The following is an 11,547-nucleotide window of genomic DNA, read 5'->3' as shown; positions in this document are numbered from 1 at the left end:
CGATTGCGCCTACCTGAGTAGGCGCAAGGTAGGCTTATTGCGTTTTTACTGGCTCAATATCAAGCACATGCAGTAAACGCTCTGGCGTATCGGGCCAAACTACAGGAATTGCTTTGGGATTGTTAGCACTAAACCATCCTTTAAAGCTAACATCATCATATTGGAAGTTAAAGTTTGAACTAAACACTGGCATGGTAATTTGACGCTCACCGATGTAGTTCTCAATACGATGCATAATGTTTAGTTTTTCTTGCTCATCGGCAGTTTGGTTGAATGAATCAATCAACTTATCGAGATCTTTATCTATATAGTGATGGCCACCGAAACGCGCTTTATCCATTTGTTCAGAATGAAAAGCGGTGTAGTAATAACGATGTGGGTTAGCGCCGGCAAAGTAGTTGGTAAAAGCGGCATCAAAGTCGGCGTTTTTCACTAGTTCATTTAACACGCCAAATTCAGGTGTGCTGATCTTCGCGTTAATACCTATTTTGTTTAATCCCTCAATGCCAATCTCTACGGTTTGAATATGATCCGACCAACCTTTTGGCACTAAAATTTCAAACTCAATTTTGCTGCCATCGGGGTTTTCAACAAAGCCATCACCATCAATATCACGATAGCCCGCAGTTGACAGTAAGATTTGTGCTCCAGCAATATCAAGTTTGTTGAATTTGCCATATTTACTTTTAACCGATGGGTCTGCCCAAGCCTTAAATTGATCGCCTAAACCTGACGGGTATTCATTGACAGACCAGTATCCTGCTCCTGCAACATTGACGATTTTCTCTCTGTCCATTGCCATCGAAAAAGCGCGGCGAAATTGAATGTCGTTAAAGGCTTTGCGGTTGTTCTCATTAGGAGTTTTAAAGTTCACCATAAATGAAGCAGAGCCTGCAGCGGGGAACCAATATTTAGTGCTGGCGTTTTTACTAAGAAGCACTTCTTCAATATTTGGAATAAACGATGAAGTCCAATCTAAACGTCCTTTAATTGCTGCAGCCAATAATTGTTTGTTATTTTGAATAATCGGGCTTTTTAAGCAATCAATCGCCAAATTATCATTGTCATAGTAATAAGGGTTGCGGCATTGGGTATATACCTGCCAAGAGAACACTTCTATGTTTGTAAATGGTCCAGTTCCAACTGGATTTTCATTTTTGAAAGTGGTTAAGTCACCAGCTTTAGTGAAAATGTGTTTCGGCACGATAGGGGCGCGAACAATTTGCGTATCAATGCCGGTATTTACCTGGCTCAGTTTCACTTCTACTTTATAGTCAGATAGCTTATGTACGCTGAGGATATGGCTAGCTAAACCTTGTACGTCTGTTTTTCCACCTTTAGCTGCTAGGTTGAGAGAATAAACAACATCGTCTGCGGTAAACGGCGTGCCGTCAGACCATTTTACGTCTTCGCGAAGGTCGAAATACAAAGACATCAGGTCATCTGAAAAATAGTGTTTTTTTGCTAACCGATAATGGGGGGTGCCCCCTTTCATTTCGTTAAATACCACCAACGGCTCGTAAATAAACTGCATGGTTGTTGGCAAGCGGTCGGTTGCTGCAAATGGATTAAAGTTACGTTGCCAAAGAGGACGAAACTCAGACACTATGGTCAGGGAAACTTGGTCAGCCGCATTGACTGATGGCGCAGTTAGAGAAAGACCTAACAAAAGTGCGGTGGATAGTTTAGTGATCTTCGCGAGCATTCGAATTCCTTTTTACCCTTAATCGGTGATACAACAAAATTCTCTGATTAGGAGAAATAATCGGTTTGAAACATTAAGCCATTAGCATGCAAATTATCTTTCATATAACCAAGCCAAAGGGCATTTTGGCTATAGTTGTTTAACAATTAACTGTATAAACATGAAAGGCCATCACATCTAAGCATTAGCTTAAACCTTATAAAGCACACAATTACATAATACTAGCTTAATCTATTGGCTTTTTCAGCCACTGAGATCAAACTCACTCGCCTTGGTAACTTCGTTACTGACTCGGTAATGCAATGTTATTGTCACGTTATAAGATTTGATCATCAAGCTAACTTCATTGATACCGCGTAGTTGCTGGCGAACTGTTAGTCTTACACCCTGACATAAGCGACAGATTACTAGTTTGATCCGTAATTGCAAAACAACCCAATAAATTTGCTTTGTAGGTCTAATTTTAGTGCAAAATTCGTAACTTGCGTGAGCAGTTAAGTATGAAAAATAGACTAATACGCGACTTTCCCTTTCATCTAAAAGTTAGGGTGATTGTAATCTGAGATAAAATCAGTATCGTAGCGCGGATTTATGTAAGTTTGGAAGCAACGATGATTCGATTCATTTTAGGCGGTGCCCGCAGTGGTAAAAGCCGCCATGGCGAACAGCTAGCATTACTCTCTCCATATCCTGTGTCGGTCGTGGCAACGGCACAAATATGGGATGATGAAATGCGCGAACGAATTACAAGGCATCAGCAAACCCGCCCAGCCAATTGGCAAACACTTGAAGTGCCCCATAATCTTGGCGATGGGATAATGAAGTACAGCCAAGAGAACACTTGCCTATTGGTTGATTGTCTAACGCTGTGGGTGACGAACGAGCTTTTGCGTTATGACATAGAAAAAGAAAATGATCAGCTAACTGCCCACTGGCAGCAACAAAAACAACAGTTTTTGTTAGCGTTAAAGCAAGCGCCGGGTGACATCATTCTGGTCAGCAATGAAGTGGGCACAGGCATCGTACCTATGGGGGCAATCAACCGGCGATTTGTTGATGAAACAGGTTGGCTACACCAAGCCATTGCAGAGATTGCCGACGAGGTTTATTGGGTGGTAGCCGGCTTGTCGCAGCGAATTAAATAACCCAAGTTTTGGATAAGCAGAATAGTCTATTTCTACTCTTGTAATTAGCTTAAGCAAAACTGAGATTAAATAAATTTAAATCATATACATTAGTGCAACAGCACAATTATCCCTACAAATAAAATAAATGAAGGAAGTAACATGTCGACTCAAGATGAAAAAGCACAACGCCATAAAGAGCGCCAGCAACGTATAAAAGAAAAAGTAGACGCACGTATTGCTAACGCCACCGATGAAAAAGGGGTGTTAATGGTGATCACCGGTAATGGTAAGGGTAAGTCTACCGCAGGTTTCGGTACTGTCACTCGCGCGGTGGGTCATGGTTTGAAGGCGGCGGTCGTTCAGTTTATTAAAGGCACATGGGCTTGTGGTGAGCGCGATCTATTAGCGCAGCATGGCGTTGAATTTTTTGTCATGGGCACTGGTTTTACTTGGGAAACACAAGACAAAGAAAAAGACACGGCAGCGGCGCAACAAGCATGGGCTGAAGCTGAAAAACTTCTTCAAGATGAAAGCCTAGATTTCGTGTTACTTGATGAATTAACCTACATGGTTACTTATAAATACATTGAACTAGAGCAAGTGATCCAAGCACTGCAAAATCGTCCTGCGCACCAGCATGTTGTGGTCACGGGCCGCGCTTGTCATCGAGGTATTATCGATATTGCCGACACGGTCAGTGAAGTACAAAGTATCAAACACGCTTTTGAAGCGGGCATTAAGGCGCAGAAAGGCTTTGACTATTAATGATTAAAAGCTTTATTTCTCTCGTTAAGGCTAGCGCCTTAGCGGGGGTAGGGTTAATGCTAGTTACTGCTCATGTCGCAGCCGAGTCGCAGCAAGTTGTTAAACAACCTGTTAAACGTATCATCACTTTATCCCCTCACTCAGCCGAAATGCTCTTTGCAATTGGTCAAGGCGATAAAATTGTCGGTACGACTCGATTCACTGATTACCCCGAAGCGGCCAAAAGCATTCCCGTGGTAGGTGGATATAATGGTTTGAATATTGAACAAATTATTCAACTTGAACCTGATGTGATCATCAGTTGGGGCAGCGGTAACTCAGTTCGAGAACTAAACCAATTGAGTAGTTTAGGCTTAACGCTGGTCGACAGTGATACCAAGACACTAGCAGGCATTGCCGATACCATTATCATGCTAGGTGAATTAACCGGCGCACAAGAAAAAGCCAAGCAAGTTGCGAACGATTACCTTAAACAGTTGCAACTAGCACAGGCAAAATATAGCGATGCGCCGAAAGTGACGGTGTTTTATCAGCTATGGCCTAATCCGCTTCGCACCGTCGCAAAAGGCAGCTGGGTGCAGCAATATATTGAAGTGTGTGGCGGTGAAAACCCTTTTTATGATAATCCTGCGCAATATCCAGTGATCAGCACCGAAAGTGTATTATCGGTAGCGCCACAAGCTATTGTCATGACCGATGAAGTGGGGCAAAAACAGACCATTAATTGGCAACAATGGCGCGGTATTCCTGCTGTGGCCAATGAGGCCATTTTTACTTTAAATGCCGATTGGCTGCACCGTGCGACGCCGCGCTCTATTTTAGGGGTTAATGCCCTCTGCGATGCGTTAGACCAAGTAAGGCAGCAAAAACTCAAACCTACATCAAGTTAGGCCTAAAGGAAAGCCTTGGGCTAGCGCTCAAGGTTAAACTTAAATACAATAAAAACAATTCTCATTACATATTGTTTTTCATGTCCCGTATCCTTATTGTTGACCCCGATGTCAAAGCTTGTACACGCAACAAAATACAACTCTCTCAGGCAGGCTATGAATGCCAAGTGATAGCGTGTCCCGAAAAAGCCCTTGCGTATCTTAGTCGTCAAATGGTTGACTTGGTCATCAGTGACATTAATTTACCCGCAGCGCAAGGACGTGCGTTTATTCAGCGAGCAAGGCAGCGTTTTGATATGCCCATCATCGGTTTGTTGGCGTGTTTTAGTGCAGAGCAACGAACGAAAGCTTATCGTCATGGTGTAGACATCTGCGTGACTAAATCGGACAACAGTAATGAATTGTTGGCCTGTGTGTACGCCATGTTACGTCGTGTGAGCATCGAGCAGCAGCGTAAACCGTTAAAATCAGACGATATGCAATTTAATCAACGCTTGAAACGCCTTCCTTTAACTAACACAGAAATGGAGCTACTGAACTATTTATTTGCCCGAAAGGGAGATGCGGTTTCTAAAATAGAGCTGCAAGAAGGTGTGTTGCAGCGCGAATACAGCCCATTTGATCGCAACCTTGATGTGCACATAAGTAATATTCGTAAAAAAATGATTAAGACAGGGCTTAACATGGCATTGATCAAAACAGTGAGAGGAGTGGGTTACCGGTTTGAGCTGCCACAGTAGGCAAATGCAAAGATTGTAAATTAAATGCAAATGAAAATGGTTATCAGTTATATTACCAGTCCTTAAAGCGTTAGTCACCTCAGGTGGCTCCTAAATTAGTTACTTGCTGATGAAGAATTTCGGGGCAAGTAGCATAAGTTGTTTTCGGAGATAACGGAATATGTTTGCAAAAAGCCCGCTCAGTTTGATTATTGCGGCCATCTTAACCCCTTCTTTTGTTTTGGCTCAAACGACGAGTAACGACGATGATGCCATGGTCGTGGTTGGTCAACACTCAAGTTATAAAGTGGATACTAATTCAACGTCAATGCGTATGGAAACCACGCAGTTAGAAACGCCAGGACAAGTGAATGTAATTGATGAGCAAATTATCGATGAGCAACGGGCGAGTACGTTGGGTGATGTGTTAGAAAATGACGCCAGTATATCCGCTGGTGGTGATAGCCGTAACCGTGAACGATTTTCCTTACGTGGTTTTGAATTAAGCAGCAGTAGCAGCTTTTTACGTGATGGTAAGCAGCATTGGTCACACTATCGTCAGCCTATTGAATTACTTGAACGTATAGAAGTACTAAAGGGACCCTCTGGCTTATTGTATGGTAAATCGGCTCCGGGCGGCTTAGTTAACATGGTGTCAAAAAAGCCAACTCATGACACCTTGGTTAATTTTTCTCAAGACGTGGGGGCAAATAATGCTTTTCGCAGTGTGCTTGATGTCAGCGGCTCGTTAAACCAAGCGCAAACTTTGCGTGGCCGCACTGTGCTCGCTAAGCAAAGTTATGATAACTGGCGTCGCTATACCGATGGTAGCACCCCTTCAACAGAGCGTTTTGTTGGTGGGCTATTTTTGGACTATGACTTAAACGATAAAGTACTGCTGTCGATGCATTACGATCGCACCAATGATCATGGCAGTGTCGATTCTGGTGCCTACATTCAAGATGGCAAAGCCGTATTGGGCAACAAGCATATCTGGGATGCGCAGTGGTCTAAAATTGAAAACGATGTTGAAAACATTGGTTTTGACATCAATGCTGCGTTATCAGAAAACTGGAACCTCAGCGTGGCATATAACCATCAGGATTTTGAGCGTCGCGACGTTGAAAGCTTCTCAGACGCAAAGTCTTACGATCCGGCAACCGGGCAATTTAAATATCGTGGTTACGATCGCTGGGACAACTGGCGCTTTGACACGGCATACGTTGATTTAACGGGTCAGGTAACAGCCATGGGAATGGACCACCAACTTCTAGTTGGCGCAAATTGGTTAAAGTATTACTACGTCAGACAAATACAACAAATTAAAGGCCTAACGGGGACTGTGGGTCAGCCTCTCGCTAAACCGGATGGTTTGAACTATCAAAATGGCAAAAAATCCGATGCAACCAAAACCGACTCATACGGTATTTATTTACAAGATTTAGCGACCATCAACCAATATTGGCAAGTGCTTGCGGGTGTGCGTTTTGATCGTGAAGAAACTAAAACCGACTCGTTTAGCAATATTTTGCCTAAAGCGGCGGTGATCTTACATCCCAATGTGAATAGCTCAATTTACTTCACCTACTCAGAAAGCTTTGAGCCGAAAAACCCGATTGATAACCCTCGTGATGTTAACAATGGCATGGAGCTCGACCCTATCAAAGGCAAGCTACTAGAGCTGGGAACCAAATGGGAATTATTGGATAACCGCTTGTACCTGTCGGGTGCTTTGTTTGATATCAGCCAAGAAAACATCCTGATTAGCCAAGATGCTCCTAATGGCCAAATAGAAACCACACAAGCGGGTGAACAAGTGCATCGCGGTATTGAGTTTGCCGCCACAGGTTACATCAGTAATGCACTGTCATTAAATGCATCGATGATGGCGTTAGACGCTGAAATTAAAGATAAATTTGATGCCAGCATTAATGGTAACCGCCCTACAGATGTACCTGAGCTATCAGGTAGCTTGTGGGCTCGCTATTCGTTTGAGCAAGGAACAGACGTAAACCTTGGCGCAATTTATCAAGGCGCGCGATACGGCGATGAACAAAACACCTATAAGAAAGACGCTTACACCCGTTTTGACTTAGGCGTGTCTCATACCCTTAATTACGATGAAAACCTAGACGTGATTATGCGCGTTAATGTTGAGAACTTACTAGACACAGACTACCTGAAAGGTGGCGGTCAATCTGGTACGGCAGTCGGCGAAGGGCGCAACCTTAATGCATCTGTGATGATCCGCTACTAAGGCATACAACAATAGCAGGCAAGGCTCGCCTTTGCCTGCATTTCATTAGTGCACCGCTTTTGGTACTGAAAATACAATTATCATGTTGAAAAATAAAAGTGTTCAGTCTTGGGCACGGGTTTTACATATCTATATTTCGATGGCGTTATTAATGGTGGTGCTGTTTTTTGTGGTGACGGGTATCACATTAAATCGTGCTGCTTGGTTTGTTAGTGATACGCCCGCTGTGCGGTTGGTTGAATTCACTGTGCCAGCCGGTTTATTACGAAGTAACGATCAAGCAGACACGCCAAACCAATTTGCATTAGTTGAGTTTGTCAAAAGCCATGGCGGGCTATCGGGCCAAGTGTCGGGCTACGAGTTGTACCGCGATCGTGATGGTGATGAGCTAGTGGCGGGTGAAATTAGCTTTAGCTTCAAAGGACCGGGTTATAGCGCCTCGGTGTTTATCGATATGTTAACTGGTCAAGGAGAAGTGGAAGAGCAGCGTTTTGGCTTAATAGCAGTGCTAAACGATTTACACAAAGGTCGAAATAGCGGTGCAATTTGGCAGCTATTTATCGACATTAGTGCGTTATTAATGCTGGGTTTTGTCCTAACCGGTGTGTGTTTGTTAGTGCCAAAAAAGAAAAGCTTCATAGCTGGACTGAAATGGTGTGGTTGGGGCAGTTTAGCGACTTTTTTACTCTATTGGATCGCAGTTCCCTAATCGGAGTTGGTACAAGGATAGCAATGAATAATTTTACTTCACCTAATGGTATTAAACGTCAGCTTGGCGTCATCGCCTGTTTAGTTTTTGCGCTGGGCTGGCCCAGTGTTGGCTCTGCTACAACGGTGCCGGCAGCGGCTAAGTTAACATTTGAGTTAGCCTTGCCTGACATTAAAACCAGTCAATATAACCGACCTTATGTGGCCGTTTGGATTGAAAATGCAGATCGCGAAGTGGTGCGCACGGTGACTTTGTGGCTCGGCAAAGACGAATGGCATAAAGATTTACGTAGCTGGTGGCGAAAAATTGGCCGTTACCAACAGCCGTGGATTGATGGCGTAACAGGCGCCACTAAACCCGCGGGCAGTTATAAATTTGACTGGTCATTAGTCGATGATCATGAGCAAAAAATTCCCGCAGGTGACTACACGGTTCATATTGAAGTCGTCCGTGAGCACGGCGGTCGCAACTACCTCAAGCAACCCATACATCTTGGCGAAAAAGGGGTCGTTAAAGTGTTAGATCCTACTGCTGAAACAGGGCTTATCAGCCTGATTTATCAGCCCTAACCAAGCTTATCGTTGCTAGTTAATTTTAACGATTAAAGAAATAGGAACTTGTTATGATTTTTAAACAGAGTGTTAGCCAACTAGCCATCGCTAGTTTTGTTATTTCGGGGTTACTCGCCAGCGGTTTAGCTCAGGCGCATCCGCGCTGGATCTTGCCTTCTCACTTCAATGTCTCTAAATCGGACGGTGAGTGGATCACCTTTGATGTGACAGCCTCACATGGCACGTTTGTAATGGATAAACCTGCCAGTGCCGAGTCAGCCAGTATCATCTTGCCAACGGGTCAGGTGTTGCGCCCTGATCATGTGAGTCGTGGTAAACGCCGCTCGGTATTCGACTTTCATTTTGTTGAAACGGGTACCCATAAAGTAACGGTGAATAGTGAGCCTGTCTATTACACCCGTTACAAAGCCGGTAAGCGTGACACGGAGAAGTGGCTACGCGCAGATAAAGTCAGTCGCTTGCAATTACTGCCGAGTAATGCACGAGATATCACTACCATGCTATCGGTCAGCAGAGTTGAAACCTACATTACTGTGGGCAAACCGACCACTGATGCCTTTAAGTTGCAAGGTCAGTATTTAGAGTTAAAACCCATTACGCATCCGGCGGACATTGTTGCGGGATCGCCCGTGACTTTTCAACTTTATTACCAAGGTCAACCAAAAAGCGGCGTTAAAGCCGAGATCACCCGAGATGGCACCCTATACCGTAATAGCCAAGAGCAAATTGAGGTGACCAGTGATGAGCAAGGTAAAGTGACTTTTACTCCAGTGAATGCAGGCCGCTACATCTTTAAAGCCAGCCATAAAGGTCCGCTGGAAGGCAACCCATTAGCAGACGAGTCGGGTGCAACGTTGCATTTAACTTTTGAAGCCGTTCTGCCTTAGTGAGAAGAGAAGATCATGTTATTTAGCAAAGGTGTTAAGCACCCCCAGATCAACTTGCCGGCTTTTGCTGTGGCTTTTACAGCATTATTTGCCGCACCTGCTTGGGCGCATTTTCCGTTAATGGCTTGTTGGTATCAGCAGCAAGCCTTAATTTGTGAAGCGGGATACAGCGATGGTAGCGGCGCCGTGGACTATGACGTCAAGGTATACGACTACAGTGATAATGTGATTGCGATGGCGCGCACCGATGCGCAGTCACGGGTACAGCTGCCGCGACCGCAAGGGGATTTTTACGTGGTGTTTGATGCTGGCCATGAGATGCCCGTTGAACGTGATGGCAGTGAGATCAGTGAAAAATGAGTGTGCAGCAAGTTATTCATGCCGCTAATGGTGTACGTGAAATGCGCTGGGTTGCTTTGGTCATTACGCTGCTAGTTGTAATTGGGGCTGGGCTGCTGCCTTTTCATCAAGCTCAGCAACAGGGCAGAGCATTAGCCAGCCATGAAGTTGATGTTAATCGGTTAGATCCTAACATCAACGCCATGGTGTCTGAGTTACGCTTGGCGGACATGGAAATTCAGCTACTTAAAGCTGCGTCAGCGTCTGGCTCCGCTGAGCACTGGCCGTCTATTGCGCAGCTTGAAGCCATGTGGCTAAGTCCTTTTGTCCGCGACAAAGGTTGGCTTGATAAAGGACAGCACCAATGGCAGCAAATTAGCCCTGGAGTTTATCAGGGGATCAGCCTGTCAGCACAAACATACCCACAATATTTACTGAATGTATCAGCCACGCCGTCACAAATATGGTTTCGTGGCAACGTCGGCCATGGCCATGAAGAGGCCGATATTGAAGCTAAATCTTCGTCCTCTTACATTAATGTCGCGATCAATGACAACCTGCTTATCAAGCAAGGTTGGCAACAGGTTATGGGTCCCCGAGCCACAAAGTAACCTGTTATTTGGTCACAAGGAAATTACATGAAACAAATCTATTTATGTCTACTGTTTTGGTTTAGTTTGCTCCTTCATTCAAATGGTGCAATAGCTAAAGACAAACCAACTATAGGTATTACCTTACAACCCTATTACAGCTATGTTAGCGCCATTGTTGGGGACACCGCTGAGGTATTGCCTCTCGTGGTTGCGGGCTTTAATCCCCACAACTATCAACCGCAGCCAGAAGATCTTGCCCGTGTGCAAAAAATGGATGTCATAGTGGTTAACGGTATCGGTCATGATGACTTTGCTCTCAAGGTGATCAAAGCCGCTCAGCGTAGTGATCTATTGGTGATCGATGCGAATGCCAGTGTGCCTTTATTATCTGCCAGAGGGCAAAGTGTGGGGCAGGGGGCGGTAAACCCACACACTTTTATGGGGCTAAGTGCCACCATGACGCAAGTTTATGAAATTGCTAACCAACTGGCGGCATTTTATCCAAGTAACGCCAGTTTGTATCGGCAAAATGCGCGTCATTATGGCCAACAGCTAAGAACCATGAAATACCAAGCCATGCAAGCGCTTGCGCAAGTTGATATGCAAACTATCAAGGTGGCAACCACTCATGATGCATACGGATATTTATTGCAAGAATTCGGTATTGACGCACCCGCAGTGATTGAGCCTGCTCATGGCGTGGCCCCAAGTGCCAGCCAGCTACAAGATACTATTAATCAAATTCGCAGCAGTGGCATAGATGTGTTGTTTTATGAACTCGACATGCCTAACCGATTTGTGACCACCATTGAGCAAGCGACAGGTGTAAAGCTGTTCCGCTTTTCCCACATGACCCATGGTGACTATGAGCCAGAAAAGGTAATGCTTGAGATGCAAAGTAACATTAATACCCTAATCGAAGCCATCCATTACGCCAATGCGTCTGCCCAAAAAGAGGCCGTTCAATAATGCAAATAAACGAAC

12 protein-coding genes are annotated in these 11,547 nt (G+C 44.6%); 11 read left to right on the top strand and 1 reads right to left on the bottom strand.

Going from position 1 to position 11,547, the window contains the following annotated elements:
* Window positions 1-34 precede the first annotated feature (34 nt).
* Entirely contained in the window at window positions 35-1,705 is a 1,671-nt protein-coding gene (locus tag K1M91_RS15135) for an ABC transporter substrate-binding protein (RefSeq protein ID WP_232802903.1), read from the bottom strand.
* A 611-nt stretch (window positions 1,706-2,316) separates the two neighbouring features.
* Between K1M91_RS15135 and cobU the strand changes: the two genes are divergently transcribed.
* From cobU to K1M91_RS15080, 11 genes are all read left to right on the top strand, one after another.
* Window positions 2,317-2,850 (top strand): bifunctional adenosylcobinamide kinase/adenosylcobinamide-phosphate guanylyltransferase, encoded by a 534-nt coding sequence (gene cobU, locus K1M91_RS15130; protein ID WP_232802901.1) that lies wholly within the window; start codon window positions 2,317-2,319, stop codon window positions 2,848-2,850.
* Window positions 2,851-2,991: 141 nt separating this feature from the next.
* Window positions 2,992-3,597 carry a cob(I)yrinic acid a,c-diamide adenosyltransferase gene (gene cobO / locus K1M91_RS15125; RefSeq protein WP_232802893.1) on the top strand — a complete coding sequence of 202 codons (606 nt, stop codon included), beginning with the start codon at window positions 2,992-2,994 and terminating at the stop codon, window positions 3,595-3,597.
* Complete coding sequence (locus K1M91_RS15120; RefSeq protein WP_348983269.1) at window positions 3,597-4,487, top strand: cobalamin-binding protein; 891 nt, start codon at window positions 3,597-3,599, stop codon at window positions 4,485-4,487. The genes cobO and K1M91_RS15120 overlap by 1 nt, the downstream gene beginning before the upstream one ends.
* A gap of 80 nt (window positions 4,488-4,567) precedes the next feature.
* Complete coding sequence (locus K1M91_RS15115) at window positions 4,568-5,227, top strand: response regulator transcription factor (RefSeq protein WP_232802892.1); 660 nt, start codon at window positions 4,568-4,570, stop codon at window positions 5,225-5,227.
* Between the two features lie 160 nt (window positions 5,228-5,387).
* On the top strand, window positions 5,388-7,463 hold the full coding sequence (locus K1M91_RS15110) for a TonB-dependent siderophore receptor (protein ID WP_232802891.1): 2,076 nt from the start codon (window positions 5,388-5,390) through the stop codon (window positions 7,461-7,463).
* A gap of 82 nt (window positions 7,464-7,545) precedes the next feature.
* Window positions 7,546-8,172 (top strand): PepSY-associated TM helix domain-containing protein, encoded by a 627-nt coding sequence (locus K1M91_RS15105; RefSeq protein ID WP_232802890.1) that lies wholly within the window; start codon window positions 7,546-7,548, stop codon window positions 8,170-8,172.
* 23 nt (window positions 8,173-8,195) lie between these two features.
* Window positions 8,196-8,741 (top strand): DUF2271 domain-containing protein, encoded by a 546-nt coding sequence (locus K1M91_RS15100; RefSeq protein WP_232802889.1) that lies wholly within the window; start codon window positions 8,196-8,198, stop codon window positions 8,739-8,741.
* A gap of 53 nt (window positions 8,742-8,794) precedes the next feature.
* Window positions 8,795-9,631 (top strand): DUF4198 domain-containing protein, encoded by an 837-nt coding sequence (locus tag K1M91_RS15095; RefSeq protein ID WP_232802888.1) that lies wholly within the window; start codon window positions 8,795-8,797, stop codon window positions 9,629-9,631.
* A 15-nt stretch (window positions 9,632-9,646) separates the two neighbouring features.
* Window positions 9,647-9,991 carry a hypothetical protein gene (locus K1M91_RS15090; protein WP_232802887.1) on the top strand — a complete coding sequence of 115 codons (345 nt, stop codon included), beginning with the start codon at window positions 9,647-9,649 and terminating at the stop codon, window positions 9,989-9,991.
* Entirely contained in the window at window positions 9,988-10,581 is a 594-nt protein-coding gene (locus K1M91_RS15085) for a hypothetical protein (RefSeq protein WP_232802886.1), read from the top strand. The genes K1M91_RS15090 and K1M91_RS15085 overlap by 4 nt, the downstream gene beginning before the upstream one ends.
* Before the next feature lie 27 nt (window positions 10,582-10,608).
* Complete coding sequence (locus K1M91_RS15080) at window positions 10,609-11,532, top strand: zinc ABC transporter substrate-binding protein (protein WP_232802885.1); 924 nt, start codon at window positions 10,609-10,611, stop codon at window positions 11,530-11,532.
* Window positions 11,533-11,547 lie beyond the last annotated feature (15 nt).

Source organism: Motilimonas sp. E26 (assembly GCF_021278025.1).
Lineage (GTDB): Bacteria > Pseudomonadota > Gammaproteobacteria > Enterobacterales > CBDFNC01 > Motilimonas.
Note: the sequence above shows the minus strand (reverse complement) of the source record. Positions and strands in the feature narration are given on the sequence as shown.